Here is a 17,626-nt window from a genome sequence, read left to right on the forward strand (position 1 = left end):
CTCACATTATTGATGCTTCTGACTTTTTAATGAAAAATGCATCCATATTAAACTGATACATACCGTACCAAACATCAGCATAAACGAGCTGGAACGTATTCCTGTCCAGTCCACCAATACCCCAAACATAATCGGCAACAGAAAACCACCCAGACCGCCGGCTAGACCAACCACACCTGATACCGTGCCCATGTCCTCCGGAAACTCATCGGAAATAAACTTAAATACTGAAGCCTTACCAATTGCCAGTGCCACCCCTACTACAAACAGCAGCACTGTAAATACAATCGCATTTAAACCAATATGCATATCCAGATGGCCACTTACCGTGCGAATAGACATCTGCGTCTGCGGATAGGACAATAGAAAAAATGCTACCCAACATACCCACATCACCGCCCAAGTCACTTTATAAGCACCGTATTTATCAGACAGCCAGCCACCAAAAGCACGCAGTACACCTCCAGGCAACGAAAAACATGCCGCCAGTAAGGCTGCCTGCTTCAATGCAAACTGATATTCATTAACGTAATAGCTCACCATCCATAGCGAAATACCTACATAGCCACCAAACACCACCGAATACAATTGGCTGTATTTCAACACCTGCGGATTTTTCATCAGCAGCAGCTGCGCTTTCAAGCTTGGCTGTTTAACATTAGCTGCCTTAGGCTCCGGATAGCTGAAAAACCAGAACAGCACCGCAATCACCAGCAGAACTACTGCATACACCCGCGGTACAGCCTGCCAGCTATAAGCTGCCATCAGCGCCGGTGCCAAAAACTTGTTCAGTGCCGCACCTGCATTACCGGCACCAAAAATCCCCATCGCCATCCCCTGCCGCTCCTTGCGGAACCATTTGGCGACATACGGCGTACCCACTGAAAACGAACCGCCTACCAAGCCCAGCCACAATGCAATCCACAAAAACTGGCTGTAAGTATGCGCATATTCCAGCAGCCATACAGCTGGCACACACACCAACATCAGCAGGAAAAACACTATACGACCGCCAAACCGGTCAGCCCAGATCCCAAGCGGTACCCGAATTAGAGAACCCGATAATACTGGCATTGCCGTCAGCAAACCAAACTCCGTTTCATTCAGATGCAGCTGCTCCTTAATAGGTATTCCCAGCACCGCAAACACCATCCAGATCATGAAACAAGTCACAAATGCAATCGTACTTGACGTAAGCACCGTTACAGACTTCCTGACACCAGAATCCATCCTGCCCCTCCCAAAATAATTTAGTGTAGTGTACGGAATCGCCCGCCTATATCCCATTAGTCATCAGATGCAGAAACAGTAGTTCTAAAGAACTAGACAACATAATCAAAATGGTCTATTGACAAAATCAATAGACCATTTTCAATTTCAAAAATTCAATTACTCTCAAACAGTACTTATTCCAAAGCTACTTATCCATACCATGTTCAACAGCATAAACAGCAGCCTGCACCCGACTAATCACATTCAACTTGCGCAAAATATTCTGCACATGAACTTTCACCGTACTCTCTGTCACTTCCAAATTACGAGCTATCAGCTTATTACTATTGCCACGCGCTAGCCACCGCAGAATTTCCCGTTCCCGTGGTGTTAAAGGTTCTTTTATTTCATCAGCCACATGTTCCTGCTGACGCAACTGCGTAACCAGCTTACTAGTCATCTCCGGCGACAACACACTATCCCCATTAATCGCTTTCTCAATACTGTCCAGCAAAAACTCAGTATCAATATTTTTCAGCAGATAGCCACGCGCACCCAGTCGCATACATTCCACCAGATCACCACCATCCTCCGATACAGTCAGCATCAGCACCACCTGCTGCGGATTATGATTCATCATCTGCGGTAAAGCTTCCAGCCCGCGCATCACCGGCATATCCAGATCCAGTAATACCGCGTCTGGCTGCAACTGCTGCTGCATCTTTACCCCCTCCAGTCCGTCTGTGGCTTCACCCACCACCTCAAACCGCTCGCAGCTGTCAATCAGCGCACGCAAGCCACGACGAAACAGCGTATGATCATCTACTATTAGAATCCGGTACTTCTTCTCATCTATCATCATAAACTCCCAATATAATTATTCCTGCGTATGAATATACTGGCGTGGCACCATCAGCTCCACACATGCCCCACCTTCTGTTCGTACGAAAATCCTCAATTGCCCGTTGATCTTGCCGGCACGCTCTTTCATAATATGAATACCCACATGACCCTGTTGCTCCTTCTGCGCCAACGTATCTTCAGCGAAACCCACACCATTATCCTCAATCCACAGATTCAAACGATCAGCCATGTATGCCAGCCGCACCCGTACCGTATCAGCCTGCGCATGTTTACGCACATTCGACAAAGCCTCCTGCACAATAAACACCACTTGCAACTGCACATCTGATTCCACCTCATACACATCTCCTTCTACCGACCAGTCTGTCACAATATCAGTCTGCTGCTCAAAGCGCTTCATCACCCCTTGCAGCGAACTGATTAATCCTTCCGACACCAGCCGTACCCTGAAATTAGACAGCAACTCACGCACATCATCATAGCATTGCTGAATACCCTCATGGATAAAATCCAGCGTCTTAGCTGCCTGCTGGTTTTTCTCCTCCGAGAGTGCCTTTTCCAGAACCTGCACCTGCATATTCAAAAATGACAACGACTGAGCAATACTGTCATGCAAACCCTGCGCCATCAAATTGCGCTCCTCCAGAATAGCCATTTGCTTATCCAGCTCATTCAGACGCATACTCTCAATCGCAATCCCAAACTGGCTGCATACCGTCGAAATCAGGCGCTGATTTTCCTCACTCAGCGTAAAAGGCATTTGTGCAAACAAATGTAGCATACCGATTTCATCTTCTACCGACTTCACCGCAAACGTTAAGCAAAACGGCAAAGTCTGCCGCATCTGGCAACATCCATTATTCGCAGCATGAATCAGCAGTTGCTGATTCGTAACCACCTGACCGGATTGCAGCAACTGCGCGCAGTGCCCACCATCACAGCGGTAATCACGAAACCTATCTACCTGCTCTTCCGTCAGCCCATCCGAACCAGCTACCTCCAGCATCTGCGAATGACGATTTTTCAACTGCACCACACACGCATCTGCACCACTAAAGGCTTTCATCTTATGCATGAACACCTGCACCAGTACCGCCAGATCATGCTGCTCCTGAAACAGAGACGTCATCGCATACAGCACCGCCAGCTCACGATTGCGTTTCACTACAGCCTGAGTCTGCTCAGCCACCCGATTTTCCAGCGTGTCATATACCTCATATAACTTTGCCGCCATCAGATTAAATCCCCGTGCCACCTGCCCGAACTCATTGGCCGTACCAAGTTGCAAACGCGTGTCAAAATAGCCTTTTCCAATCTGACTGATCCCTTGATTCAGACGCAGCAACGGCACAATCACCAAATGATGTAACAGTATCAGTGACACTATTGCCGAAACCACCGCCATCACAAGTAACAACGCCTGCAACCAGCGCAATAACTGAATATTATGCGTATTATCCTGCTCAATCAGCAGCACCAGCTGGTCAATCACCGCTGTAAACTTCTGCGCCTGTGCCAGAAACGCCGCATCGTCCAACCTGCCCTGCAAATATGCCTCACGATCACTGAAAAAATCTTGCAACTGAGCCTCAACCTTTCCCACCTGCGTCAGTAACTGCCGATGACGCCAGCCATTAATAAAACCTGTTTCATGCAACTGCCGCAAATGATCAAGAATTGCTTTAAATTGATGCTGTTCATGCACAAACTGTTGCTCCACACCCGGAGTTTTCGTCACCAGCACCATATAAAACACCCGTTTGCGCAGACTGCCGGCTTCATTAATCGCCATCCCCTGCTCCTCCAGACGCCACGATGTATTCAGCGACAACCCTACCAGACTGGTAGCCAGAAACAGCCAGATCGTAATCATGACCACCAACACTTTAGAAAGCTTTTGCCCACGTAAAAATGACCGGTCAAATTTTTGCCACAAATTCTTCATAACAGCTACTCTCATTTATTGACAGCAATATAACTGAAAAGTTAGAATGCAGTATTGATAAATTTTTTAAATTTTTAGCTAAATTTTGTTTTAAATGCATTAAGAAAACTGATATATTAATGTTGGATTCAAAGTAACAAAAATATATTTAATTCAGTGTCAAGAATCATTAAGTAGCCCAGCTTCAAAAGCTCAAAAGTAAGATTTCAAACTTTAAGTAAGGGAGTAATTTTATAACTTTGGCATATAGCCAAAGAACGGGTATATTAAAACATAATGGAAAGTTTATAGCTGAAGGATATGCAGGTAAAGGTATTGGAAAAAATACTCCTAAGATGGAAAATATACCAAATATCGGTTTAATCCCCAAAGGTAAATTATAGAATGATTGAATTAATTCAATCACATCCTACTACAGGTAAATATTCAATAAGATTGCAACCTACTCCTAATAATAAATGTTTAGTAGAGCTGTTTTTTTAATTCATGGTGATAGTAGAAAAACCCCTGGTACAGCTTCTAGTGGATGTATTATTCTAAAACTTATATATAGACAACAAATGTGGGAAAGCAATGATAGAGAAATTGAGGTAATAGAATGAAAAAAATATTAACACTAATATTTTTAGGGCTGCTCCCTACTCTTTCTCATGCAAAAGCAACTGGTTGTCATTCTTAGCCTATGAATATGACCGAAGCTTGGATGCAAAATGCTGAAATTGTTGATATCCCGAGTTTAGATGAATCAAAAACTAAAATAACATTATTAGCCTTAGGAAAAAAGAAAAAGGGATTATATACACAAATTTATCATTTTGTTTTTTATGATAGAAAAGGAAACTCATACGAAGTAATTACAAAGAATGAAGCTTCAGATGACGAGTGCTCAATGAGTGATGTAGATAGCTATTTAATATCTAAAAGCCATATCCATTAATAAATTTGACATGATTTTTTCAGGAAAGATGTCTATTGGACGGCAACATAAACTTGTTGCTTTCGATTTCTTTGATTAAAGAGGTGAGCATAGTGAAATGAAAAATCTTCCTTTAATAATAATATTAGCCATATTCCCTACTCTATCTTTTGCAAAAGCACCAGACTGCCACAATTGGCCTATGAATATAACCAAAGGTTGGTTAAAAAATGCCAAGATTACTGATATCTATAATTTAGATGAATCTAGAACAAAAATAACTTTATTAGCTTCAGAAAAAAAGAAAAAAGATTTATATACCCAAATTTATCATTTTGTGTTTTTTAATAAACAAGGAAATACTTATGAGGTAATTACTCAAAATGAAGCTTCACATGAAGAATGTTCGATGAGTAGTGTCAATAGCTATTTAATATCCAATAGTCGTATCCTGTACTAAAAATATAGATACCGATATTGATAGAGTTGAATAAGTTTTTAAAAGTATTTTAGGAAGCTTCATAGCAAGAATATTCCAATAAATAATCTTAATAGCTATTTAAATGAAATTTTTACGATTTCCTTATTAAAAGCATGGCGATATAAAATGAAAAAATTTCTCCTAACAATATTACTGGAATTCTTTTCTATTCTATCATACGCAAAGGCACCAGACTGCCACTCTTGGCCAATGACAATGGCCGCAATGTGGATGAAAAATGCCAATATAGTTGATATGGCAGATATAGATGAACCTAAAAGTAAAATAACATTATTAGCCTCAGAGAAAAAGAAAAAAGGTTTATATACACAAATTTATCATTTTATCTTTTATGACAAAAAAGGAAATACTTACGAAGTAATTACAAAAAATGACTCATCATATGAGGAATGTTCCATGAGTAGCGTAAGTAGCTATTTAATCTCCAAAACTGATATCAGCAATTAAAAGAAAAATTCGTCTTTTTGTAATTGCTGAACTTTAATCGCCTATGTAGAAAATCAGCTTATTATATCTGATTGCAAGTTATAGGAAGCTTCCGACAATTGGATTATCTAAGGTATCATTCAACTATATTGATGCTATAATTGATTAGCTATTGCAGCACTATTGCTTGCCATCTGATGTACCCAATAACATTTAACCGTATACTTTGAAATTCTTCATTATCCGGGCAATATAACAAGAAAAAACTCTAATATCTGCTTAGTTGCTTTGCAATGCTAAATCATATTCTTGCACCAATTAACCACACAACTTATCTTGCTGATAAAGCTTAAGCTTAAACATTTATCATTTGAAATCAGCACTTAATATTCGTCTTACTTGTCTTTCTTGACTCTTATTGCTCTTTTTAGAGTTAAGTTTACCTTACGCCCTAAAGATTGGTATAAATTAGGATAATCATCCCCAGCGTGCTAACTTTTTAAACGGAGGTAAATAGCGTTATAGCATCAGACTACTTAAACAAAGATACCGGAAAGGTTGAGAATTACACTATATTGGTACTATTTCGGTTTGCCGTACAGAGATGTATTATTAGAGTACATCCAGTACCACAGAAGAAAATGATGATTATTTTTTCTGAAGATAACGCTTTCTGATCGCTGCGATTTCATTACTCTGTGAAGCATCAATACATTTCATTACAGTGAGCTGTACATCTTCAAGATAACTTTTATAAGAACGCTTCAGATAATCGTGTACAACCTGCACAGCTTCTTCATAGGCTTCAGCGGGATAGCGACCACGTTCAACATAAGCTCCTATAGCAGCTTTAGCTTCCCGCTGTAGAATTTCACCAAAATCATTTTGTGCCAGACAATAACTAAGAGTGAAATTTTCAAGATTATTTTTCAGCAGCGGACGATCCTGAGCAGATGCCACAGAAATACTGAACATCAGTAAGCTACTTAATACTATTAGCTTAAAATCCAAAATTAAACCTCCTTTGCTACTTCAGCATAACATTTATCGAAATAACCCGAATCATCCCATAATGTGTCGTGACTTATCGCACCGTCCCAAGAAATACTGAAAATAAACAATCCATTTTCTCTTTATAACACACTCATATCAGCTTTTGATTTGTTGTGATTTTTAGGTGTTTACATCAAAAAATTCGACTCAACCTACAATAAACTCTGTCATAAAAATTTTGCTAAATCCCCTCCAATAATATAACATAAATTAAACCATTAAAAGCAAAATGACTGGTTTGATTGGCAATTAATAGTTAATAAATTGAATAAGCTTTATGGAATGTAGTGATAAAAAAATATATGGATATTTAATCTCATCCCATATTTTTTGTATTTGCTCGTTAAAAGTGACTGTTAATTCTATCACCCACTTCTATAATCCACTCATTGCACTCTTCCCATCCTGAATAGGCACCGTCCATTTTTTAGCAGCTTGCTCTATCTCAATTTTTAATTGAACCACCAATTGGTAATACCTTACGTTTCTTAAGTGTATAGCGTATCACACTTTTTAATAACTCTACTGCATTGGTTGTATAAATAGCTTTGCAAATATCCTATGGATAAAAAAACAATATGCTCAGATTGTCCCAATTGATGCGCCAGAATTGGCTAATATGACGTACTTTCAATCCAGACACGGTTCAAAGTGAGTTAAGGCCAATAAGGCTTTTCCTTATAACGCTGCTAGATTAATTGCCTGCAAATCAAAGTTTTGCTTTGTAATTTTTCTGACTAATATATATCTTAAATTGTTGCATACTATATGGATTATACAAAGTTGAATTTTGGTTTCTGGATAAACGGCAGTATTTTGGTATAACCCTACCCACAATTATTCTGTAATAGAAAATTCCGATCGTAAGTCTATCTATCAGCAATGATTAGCGAATAAATATATCTCAAATAGAAACACCATAATCACGAATAATTTATTTTAAATTTGGCATGATTTTATGGCAATTCTTACCTTCCTCTCCTTACACATTTACCCCATTAGCGTGAATACTTTAATATATTTAAACCTTTATATTCACACTACGTAATTCGTAGATAAAATAAATATCATTAAGAAAAGGTACATAAGCGAATCTCATCCATTCATGACAAGCTATTTTACCAGTCAATTATTTGAGCTAGCTCAATATTGCAATTATGGTAATGTACCAATGTCGAGGCTATAAACAACGTTTTTACACTTTTCTGCTCATCAGTACGTTTCCACTAAGCAAAATATGGCCGCAGAAGCAGACTGGTTATAAACAGAAAATACAACACAGCAATTAGAAGTTTAACTACTCATTGCCGTGTGCAAACCAGTTAAAAAAATCCCTGATGAAAACGATTCGGTTTACTCGGTAGTAGCGTCAGGATAACAAGCCATATTTGTCCGATTAATGGTATTAAAGAAATCAGAATCCACCATGCCGAGCGATTCGTATCATGCAGGCGTCTGAACAGTAATGACAAGCTAGCAATCCAAACCACAAAACCAATTGCCAGTACAGCAAAATTAACTGTCCCGTCACCCCATGTATAGATCTCATTAATCGGATGTCCCAGCATTTTTTGAACGGCATATGTCAGAACAATACCAAGAACATAATTTATTATCATAGGCCACCAGTAATCAGCTCGATTTGACGTGCCAGAAAAATTTAGAATGTTATGCCAGAATCGTCTGTAAGATTCAATCATAAACTCATCTCCTGATAATTAACATATTTATATTTACAGATTGAAAGATTCAAATTTATATTTCAGATATAGCCAATCAATCTTAAAGCCTCTTATGAACAGACACAAACGATTTAATTTTTAAAACAATTGATTACAAATTTTATTTTTTTTATAAAACCTAAGAATAAATTTTGATTTTTTTATCCTTAATTTTAAAACAAACACATGTATTAATAGATTATCCGCAATACTTTGCATATATTATTTTGTATATTTTAAAAGAGTAATAAAAAAAATGATATATACAAATAAACGACAATTATTTATCTAAGACAATCTGTCTGAATGTAGCTAATTTTCAAAAAAACCGATTATTAAAACAACACAATCACGACAAATTTATTTTATTCATACAAATAAAAACAATTTCCTAACCATAACCATCACATTAATATCAATAGAGACTATATACTGTTATTAGTGATAATTACGATAATAACTATCCTTTAAAGTCATTACTTCACAACAAAGCATTGTAATAAAAATAAAAACGCATACAGAAGAGTATGCGTTGTGTAAAGTACGAATTTATATCCTATTTAAATATATGGATACTGATTGCGTCGGGTAGGCACAGCTAATCATCCAAATGGTTAGTCTTGGGTGCGAGCACAGTGCGATTACCATTACCCTCAGCAGCAGAAACAATGCCTTCCACTTCCATCTGTTCAACCAATCTTGCAGCCCGGTTATAACCAATGCGTAACTGACGCTGTACTGAAGAAATACTTGCTTTACGGGTCTTTACCACCAGTGCCACCGCCTCATCGTATAAAGGATCCACTTCATCCTCAGTGCTGCGTGTAGAAGCATTACCTGCCAAATCATCGTCACTGACACCAGCTGTTAAAATATCATCTATGTACTTTGGTTCACCAAACTGTTTCAGATAATGCACCACACGATGCACCTCTTCATCGGCCACAAATGCACCATGTACACGCTCAGGATAGGCGGTACCTGGCGGTAAAAACAGCATATCGCCTTGCCCAAGCAGATTTTCTGCACCCATCTGGTCAAGAATAGTACGGCTGTCAATTTTGCTGGATACCTGAAAAGCAATGCGTGTCGGAATATTAGCTTTAATCAAACCCGTTATAACATCTACACTGGGTCGCTGAGTAGCAAGTATCAGATGAATACCGGCAGCGCGAGCTTTCTGTGCCAACCGTGCAATTAACTCTTCAATCTTTTTTCCGGCCGTCATCATCAGATCAGCAAACTCATCCACCACCACTACGATATAGGGCAATTTTTCCAAAGGCTCCGGATCACTTGGATTTAGTGAGAACGGATTAAACAGCTTTTTATTTTGTACAGCTAATTCTTCAATCTTCTGATTGAAACCAGCCAGATTACGCACACCAGCATGGCTCATCAATCTATAGCGTTTCTCCATTTCATTTACACACCAAGTTAGCGCATTGGCAGCCAGCTTCATATCAGTGACCACTGGAGCAAGTAAATGTGGGATGCCCTCATAAATGCTTAGCTCAAGCATTTTCGGGTCAATCATAATCAGACGTACCTCATCAGGCCTTGCTTTAAATAGCATCGACAGTATCATGGCATTGACGCCTACTGATTTACCTGAACCAGTTGTACCTGCAACCAGTAAATGCGGGGCTTTGGCCAGATCTGTTACAACTGGCTGTCCAGTAATTCCCTGTCCCAGTGCCAATGTTAATTTGGAGCGAGACTGCTGAAATACCGGTGCTGAGAAAATTTCACTCAAACGGATAATCTGCCGTTTGGGGTTAGGCAGTTCCAATCCCATACAGGTTTTGCCCGGAATGGTTTCTACAACCCGAATAGATGCAAAGCCCAGACTACGAGCCAGATCCTTTTCGAGATTAACAACCTGATTACCACGCACCCCTTGTGCCGGTTCAATTTCATAACGGGTGATTACTGGCCCGGCAAAGGCATCAATTACACGTACTTTAACCTTAAATTCTGCCAGTTTTTCTTCAATAGTGATGCCATTTTCGAGTAAGGCTTCTTCACTTTGTTGTGCCGCGGGGTCATAATGAGGTGGCAATAATAAGTCCATGCTGGGTAACTGGGGTTTTATCTGCGGTCTGGGCACAGATTTCGCTCCCTCAGTCTTATGCAGTGCTTTTTGTAATGCCATACCTATTGCTGTTTGCTGTACCCGTACACTGGAATTTTTTTTCTGCTCAGCAGGTGGCTGTGGTGGGTTTAAATGAATAACTTCACTCACGCTTTTAACCGACGGTACAGATTCAGTTTGGGTAGCCGAAAATTCTTTAGTCACCAATTCATCAGCTTCAGGTAACGTATCAGAATGGTTAGCTGATTGTATTTCTCCTTGTGGCCAATATTTGGATACGTCAATATCTGTTTCTTTTTCCTCAGACTTGTCCGTTTCTGGAAAATAAGCGGATAAGTTTGCCTCTTCATCAGTATCTGCAAAATAAGGATCTTCAGTAGCCAATACTGGCGCTGTCGCTATAGCAACATCGCCAGCGTTTCCGTCCTGTATAGTTGAAACTGCTCCACCATTACCAAGCATGGAATGAGCAGTATCATCATAATATGAATTTGTTGTACTGGAATTTACTGATACCGTCTGCGCTACTGGCTGTATCTCTGGCGTGTAAGGAATCTGGCTTCTCTCAGAACGCATAGTTTCAGTAATGGAACCATCCATTGGTACTGCATCGAACCCGATAGGATCATCATAAGCCGCATCTGCATTGCTAAAATCATCTGCTGGCGGTACAGTCACAAATGGGGTGGCCGTAATCGCTGCCGGCATCGGCTGAAATGGCGTAAAACGCGTTGACAGTGGTGCGCGTTCTCTACCAGCGGCACCTGCGTAACCTGTCTCAACTGACATATCTGCCACTGGTGCCATCATTTTGACAGCATGACGTTTACTGATGCGCGCTGCCGCCGGAATAACACTTTCACGCACTACTGGGCGCTGGAATCTCTGTTTATTAACAGGGGAATCGGTTTTAGCCAGATTGGCATAGATTTCATCCTCTGCTATTACCGGTACACTGTAGCCTGAATTAATGTGAGCTGGAGCGTCCTGATGACGTTGGCGAGCCAGTCGTTGGCGCAGCAGATTTAAACGGATATCTTCTTCGTCAATAATTTGCACACTATCATGTTGATGTCTGTGGCTATGCTGCTCATGGTAATCACTATTTGATAAGGGAGAAGCCGGATAAGCCAGATGCGACGGAGCGCCTACCGAATTACCTAGCTTACGTTGCGTAGCCTGCTGCAAATCATTCAGATCAAAGTTTTTCAATGCCCGAGCTCTGAGTAAAGCAGCCTGTTCGGCTTTAGTGCGTGAACGAACCTTATTTATTATCGGGTCATCAGCTGTTATCTCTTTTGCGTAACGATGGCTTTGCTGATTCTGACGATTCACTGGTTTGTGCTGCCAGTTAACTTGTATAACCTCAAGTACAGGAGCAGATTCAGCTACTGCATCAGCCAGTGGGTGTGTGGCCACTTTGCGGGTAGCTTCGGCCAGCGTAATGACTTCCAGATCCTTATTCGGAGTAAGCGCTACTACCTGATTAACCGTTTCTTCACTGGTAATTAGTATGTTTTCCTCTGGTAAAGCTTCGTCGTCAGCATCAACTGAGCCATCTAGACTTGAATAGTGTTCTGTTTTTTGCTCAGTCTCCAGCTGAGTATCATTACTGTCTACAGCCTGTATTGGCATCACTGTTAATGATTTTTCCGCAAGCTGCTGTCTGCTTTCCAATACCTGCAATTGATGACTGGTACTTGCGTTGTTTGCAAAAGCTTCGGTTAGTTCACTTGCTGTTTTATTTTTGGCTGGTTTAGGACTGGCTTCGGTTACAGTAATCTGCTTCGGAACTGGCTGTTGTGGCGGTGACTGTGGCTGGTTGATTTCTGCTGGCTGCGATTTGTGCTGTGGCTGCTCATTAGCATACGTGAATACAGGTACAGGAGGAGGTTCTGATATAGGCTCAGTCTGTGCCGGTTCTGTAGCTGGTGATTGCTGTTTCTGTAGTGATGCTGGTGCTGACTGATGATACAACTGCCCACGCCGTGACATCAGATTGGACACAATGCGCTTTACCAGTGACACTTTCTTCGCCTGCGGTGCAGTGATCTGACCAGGCTGAAGCCGATTTTCATATCGGGACAGATAAGTTATTTCCAGCTGCCACTTGCGTTCCTGAATGTTACGCCACCAAAATAATGCGCCTATAGCAATAATTAACAGTATTAATACAATCCACCACATACGTATTCACTCTCCCTTTTGGTAAATATCTGATTAACAGACAATTTTTATTATCAATGGGACAAACACACTTCTATATTATCAATTAAACGAGTGCTACCCAGTACAGCGGCTGCAACAATCACCAGATGATTATCAGAAATCTGTGCTTTTGTCAGCGTCTGTGCTTGCCGGGCTTCAATATAATCTACTTGCCAGCCATGCTGCTGCAAATACGTAACTGCATCGTTTTCCAGAGCGGCAAAATCTCTATTTCCTTCTTCAATTGCTTTTGCCATATTTCGCAAACAGGCAGATAACTGTGCCGCCTGTGCGCGCTCATCTTCTGTAAGATAACTATTACGGCTAGACAATGCCAAGCCGGTTTCAGCTCGCTCAATTTCTACCGGAATAATTTCTATATTCATGTTCAAATCCTGTACCATGCCTTTGATTACGGCAAGCTGTTGGTAGTCTTTTTTACCGAAGCAAGCCACATCAGGCTGGACAATATTGAACAATTTGGTTACCACTGTAGCCACACCACGAAAATGGCCGGGACGACTGCGACCACACAATTCATTCTGGATTGCTGGTGGTTCTACAAAATAACACTGCATTCCATTTGGATACAATTCACTCTCAGCTGGCGCAAATACCACATCGACACCCTCGGCTGTCAGCTTTTTCACATCCTGCTCCAGTGTACGTGGGTACTGGTCAAAATCTTCACCAGCACCAAATTGTATCCGATTTACAAATATACTTACCACTACTGCATCGGCATGAGCTTTGGCCGTACGCACCAGTGATAAATGGCCTTCATGCAGGTTACCCATTGTAGGCACTAAAGCCACACGTTTAACTTGCTGTCGCCACGAACGTAGTTCTGTAATGGTATGTATTAAATGCATTATCTATCCTGTAAGACTGGCTGATACATGACTTGCTTACTATCCATGTAGTAGCAAAAGCAGGATTATAGCACTGCAAACCAGCCTTACAGTGCAATGTATAAAGCTTGTTTCATCAGCTAAATATGTTACTATCAAATCGAACATGGCAGTAAAAATGCATATTGTACGGTACAAACTGTTGTATGGTTAGTAACTTTCAGCTTATAAATCAAGTGGAATTTAAGGACTCATCATGAAAATCAAACACTGGCTGGCCGCTGCGGCTATTGGTTCGACGCTGTTTTTAACCGCCTGCGGTGGCAATGATAACAATTCAACTTCAACACCAGCACAATCCGGTGCCGACAAAATTTATATTGTCGGCACAAATGCCGAATTTGCACCTTTTGAATCACGTACGGCGAATGGTGCATTAACAGGTTTTGATGTTGACCTGATAAATGCAATGGCTAAAGCCGGAAATTTTAAGGTACAGTTTAAAGACCAACCCTGGGATGGCCTGTTCGCCAGTCTGAATAATGGCGATTTGGATATTGTGGCCTCCGGTGTGACCATTACTGATGAACGCAAACAAAGTATGACTTTCAGCGATCCATATTTTGATATTTCTATGATGGTACTGACACCGAAAGCCAAAACATTCCATTCGTTGACTGAATTAAACAGTATGCATCGTGTGGCAGTGGCAACAGGCCAGACTGGTGATCTGGCAGTTCAGAAAGTACTTGGTGCCCAAAGCACCAAAATTGCCCGTTTTGACAGCGTACCTTTAGCCATTAAAGAATTGGAAAATGGTGGAGTTGAAGCAATGGTATCTGATGGCGCGGTAATCAGTAATTATGTTAAAGCAAATGGTGCGGATAAATTTACCATCAATAAAGTGCCTGAATTTGGGATAGACCATTATGGCTTTGTTGTACGTAAAGGTGATACAGCCACGGTGGAAAAACTGAATGAAGCCCTTAAAAAAATTCGCGCCAGTGGCGAATACGATAAAATCTACGCCAAATATTTCTCGAATTAAAACTTATCTGTATATTTAGCTAGCATCAATTTAAGCCCGTTATTCAATGTAACGGGCTTTTATGCTGCCCTACCTAGTGAATATCGTTTTTCAATTCGCACGCAGACCTGTAGGGCGGTTGGCATTTGATTTGGCTTTTATATTACTGCACTCTAAAATAGCGACTTTGTTAAAATACTCTAAAAAGATTATGAGTTATCAGATCACTGTTTTACCAGCTGGTGAAACCTATTGTGCAGAAAAGGGGCAGTCGCTACTTAATGCAGCGATTGATCACGGCATGATGCTTCCACATGCCTGTAAAAGCGGCTGCTGCGGAGCCTGCAAGGCACGGCTAATCAATGGCCTGACCAGCGAAATTAATAATCAGGCAGCTTTAAATAGTAAATACAACCATCAGCAAGATATTTTACTCTGCTGCCAGAGTGCGGAAAGTGACATTACCCTTTATCTGCCCGATTATCATGGTAGTAATAACCTGCCGGCGCAAACGCTGACTGTACGGATAGATGATATTCGTTATTGCGCCAATATTGCTATTGTCACCCTGAAACTGCCACCAAATAAGCATTTCAATTTTACTGCCGGACAATATATTGATATTGTTCTGCCTGATAATCTTCGCCGCAGCTATTCCATTGCTCGTTTTAACGATGATACTCGGCAATTGATTATTCATGTCCGCCGTCGTGCTGCTGGTGTCTTTTCTGAACAGTTGTTTGACGGCCGGCTTAAGCCCAAAGACATCATCCGTATCCATGGTCCATTAGGCTGCTTCCACTTACAAGAACAGCATAAACCGCTGATTATGCTCGCCTCTGGTACCGGCATAGCGCCAATTGAAGCAATGCTAGTCGCACTGGCGCAACAACAATATCAGCAACCGGTGTTTGTTTACTGGGGTGTGGCTGCTGAAGAAAATTTATATGATAGCGCTTTACTAAACGAACTCTGTGCCGGCTTGGCACAGGCACAATGGACAGCGGTATTATCGCGAGCATCTGATACATGGCAGGGTGCTCAGGGATATGTCCAGGATATCGCATTAGTCAGACATCCTGACATGAGCCACTATACAGTCTATGCATGCGGGCATCCGCAAATGATTGTTCAGTCCAAAAATTTATTTACCAGCCATGCCTGTCTGGCAGAAGAAGCTTTTTTTGCCGATAAATTCACTCCCGCACCCTGAGTCATCTATGAAAATGACATTACGGAAACATTATCTGCTGCTTGTAGTGCTCTTGCTCATTTACAGCATCGTATTGATTTATGCACTGGCCTATCCGCCCAATCCAAACCGGATTATTGAAACCTGGCTGCTTACTCTGCTGTTACAGCGTTTCTACCCACGCCTGTGGCGTGGCCTGATGTGGTTCAGTGCCATCACTATTTTGCTGTATCATCCCACTGCTGCCCTGTATGGACGGCCAAGTTTTGGTATTGTTGCCTCACTATTAAGTACTACCGCCAGTGAAGCCAGTGAATATATCGGCGCTATTTCATGGCGTACCTATATCGCTACCTTGGTACTGGCATCCGTACCGCTGCTTATTGTACGCTTAAGCCGTAATATAGCTGCACCATGCTGGGGTAGATACTGGGGTCTTTTAATAGTTCTTATTCTTGTGGTCATGACAGCACAGACTGCACGCAAGGGCTATACTACCGGCGGTTTTCCCTTGCGCGTACAGCCAATAGAATTTCTGGCCGATGCTTATCTGCAACCACAAGCTTACTTCGCCGAATTAGCCAAAATAAAAGCAGATCTGGCTAAACCGGATAACTGGCATATCAGCAGTAGCCATCAGAATTACCGTAACTATGTATTGATTATTGGCGAAAGTGTACGCGCAGACTACATGCACTTGTACGGATTTAAATATGCAAATACACCATTTCTGGACAAACATGCCAATATTATTATGGACAAAATGTTGTCTGCGGGTCCGAATACCCCTATTTCGCTATTACATGGTCTGACATTAAGCCACGGCAAACCATTCAGTATTCAAAACAATGTCATTACGCTGGCCAAAAAAGCCGGCATGGATACCGCATGGCTGTCAAATCAGGGGGCGCTGGGGCAATACGATACCTCAATTTCCACCATAGCATATCAAGCAAATCATGTTACTTTTCTGAAAACAACTGGTTACGATTTTGGCGAGCGCAGCTTCGATTATCAGCTTATAGCGCCCTTACAAAAAGTCCTTGCTCAGCCGCTGGACAGCTCAAAATCGCGTCTTATTGTGCTGCATATTATGGGTTCACATCCCAATCCTTGTGACCGCCTGCCACAACCACCACATCCTTACGTGGAAAATAATAATAGTAACTGTTATATCGATAGTATCCGACAGACAGATAGCTTGTTACACCAGATATACACAGCATTAAAATCCAGCGACCAGTCGTTTAGCATGATGTATTTTAGCGACCATGGCTTGAGCCATGATAAAAACAGTTATGAAAAAAACAGTATTGTGCGTTCTTCCAGCATTTTGCGTCACAATGACCATTATTATCAAAACTATCATGTGCCTTTAGTGGTTATAAACAGCGACCAGACTGGACAATCACGCAATACAGCACAACGCAGTGGACTGGAACTTTTGGATGGAATAGCAAAATGGTTGGGTATCCAGACACCTCAACTACCTTACGGAGAACAGTTTTTCAGCCCTACTCCCAGCCAAGATGCTCAAATTCTGGATTTCAATCAACATCTACAACCAGCAAACCAGCTCCAGAGCGATCCTTTACCCGCTAACTTACGTTAAAT

General features: G+C 41.3%; 13 protein-coding genes. 6 read left to right on the forward strand and 7 right to left on the reverse strand.

Annotation, left to right across the window (positions count from 1 at the left end):
- Positions 1-6: 6 nt before the first annotated feature.
- The 3 genes from J6578_RS06665 to J6578_RS06675 form a co-directional block, all read right to left on the reverse strand.
- Positions 7-1,230 carry an MFS transporter gene (locus tag J6578_RS06665; RefSeq protein ID WP_287954161.1) on the reverse strand — a complete coding sequence of 408 codons (1,224 nt, stop codon included), beginning with the start codon at positions 1,228-1,230 and terminating at the stop codon, positions 7-9.
- A gap of 187 nt (positions 1,231-1,417) precedes the next feature.
- A complete protein-coding gene (locus J6578_RS06670; protein ID WP_093090806.1) occupies positions 1,418-2,071 on the reverse strand; it encodes a response regulator in 654 nt (217 codons plus the stop codon).
- Positions 2,072-2,089: 18 nt separating this feature from the next.
- Positions 2,090-4,021: a histidine kinase gene (locus tag J6578_RS06675; RefSeq protein ID WP_239427685.1), complete on the reverse strand. Its 1,932-nt coding sequence runs from the start codon at positions 4,019-4,021 to the stop codon at positions 2,090-2,092.
- Between the two features lie 688 nt (positions 4,022-4,709).
- Here J6578_RS06675 and J6578_RS06680 point away from each other — a divergent pair.
- The 3 genes from J6578_RS06680 (at position 4,710) to J6578_RS06690 (ending at position 5,886) form a co-directional block, all read left to right on the forward strand.
- Entirely contained in the window at positions 4,710-4,958 is a 249-nt protein-coding gene (locus J6578_RS06680) for a hypothetical protein (RefSeq protein WP_287954162.1), read from the forward strand.
- A gap of 97 nt (positions 4,959-5,055) precedes the next feature.
- Positions 5,056-5,397 (forward strand): hypothetical protein, encoded by a 342-nt coding sequence (locus J6578_RS06685; protein ID WP_287954163.1) that lies wholly within the window; start codon positions 5,056-5,058, stop codon positions 5,395-5,397.
- A gap of 147 nt (positions 5,398-5,544) precedes the next feature.
- Positions 5,545-5,886, forward strand: coding sequence for a hypothetical protein (locus J6578_RS06690; protein WP_287954164.1), 342 nt, complete (start codon positions 5,545-5,547; stop codon positions 5,884-5,886).
- Between the two features lie 627 nt (positions 5,887-6,513).
- Here J6578_RS06690 and J6578_RS06695 read toward each other — a convergent pair.
- The 4 genes from J6578_RS06695 to panC form a co-directional block, all read right to left on the reverse strand.
- Complete coding sequence (locus J6578_RS06695; protein ID WP_100150489.1) at positions 6,514-6,840, reverse strand: T6SS amidase immunity protein Tai4 family protein; 327 nt, start codon at positions 6,838-6,840, stop codon at positions 6,514-6,516.
- 1,400 nt (positions 6,841-8,240) lie between these two features.
- Complete coding sequence (locus J6578_RS06700) at positions 8,241-8,618, reverse strand: DUF805 domain-containing protein (protein ID WP_093091713.1); 378 nt, start codon at positions 8,616-8,618, stop codon at positions 8,241-8,243.
- A gap of 619 nt (positions 8,619-9,237) precedes the next feature.
- The gene (locus J6578_RS06705) at positions 9,238-12,921 is read right to left on the reverse strand and encodes a DNA translocase FtsK (RefSeq protein ID WP_287954165.1); all 3,684 of its coding nucleotides are present in this window, start codon (positions 12,919-12,921) and stop codon (positions 9,238-9,240) included.
- Positions 12,922-12,974: 53 nt separating this feature from the next.
- Positions 12,975-13,814 carry a pantoate--beta-alanine ligase gene (gene panC, locus J6578_RS06710; RefSeq protein ID WP_093091711.1) on the reverse strand — a complete coding sequence of 280 codons (840 nt, stop codon included), beginning with the start codon at positions 13,812-13,814 and terminating at the stop codon, positions 12,975-12,977.
- Between the two features lie 235 nt (positions 13,815-14,049).
- Between panC and J6578_RS06715 the strand changes: the two genes are divergently transcribed.
- From J6578_RS06715 to J6578_RS06725, 3 genes are all read left to right on the forward strand, one after another.
- A complete protein-coding gene (locus tag J6578_RS06715) occupies positions 14,050-14,841 on the forward strand; it encodes a basic amino acid ABC transporter substrate-binding protein (protein ID WP_100102403.1) in 792 nt (263 codons plus the stop codon).
- A gap of 190 nt (positions 14,842-15,031) precedes the next feature.
- Complete coding sequence (locus J6578_RS06720) at positions 15,032-16,033, forward strand: FAD-binding oxidoreductase (RefSeq protein WP_287954166.1); 1,002 nt, start codon at positions 15,032-15,034, stop codon at positions 16,031-16,033.
- A gap of 7 nt (positions 16,034-16,040) precedes the next feature.
- Positions 16,041-17,624 (forward strand): phosphoethanolamine transferase, encoded by a 1,584-nt coding sequence (locus J6578_RS06725; RefSeq protein WP_287954167.1) that lies wholly within the window; start codon positions 16,041-16,043, stop codon positions 17,622-17,624.
- The last annotated feature ends 2 nt before the right edge of the window (positions 17,625-17,626 follow it).

This window comes from Snodgrassella sp., assembly GCF_024103505.1.
Taxonomy (GTDB): Bacteria; Pseudomonadota; Gammaproteobacteria; order Burkholderiales; family Neisseriaceae; genus Snodgrassella; species Snodgrassella communis.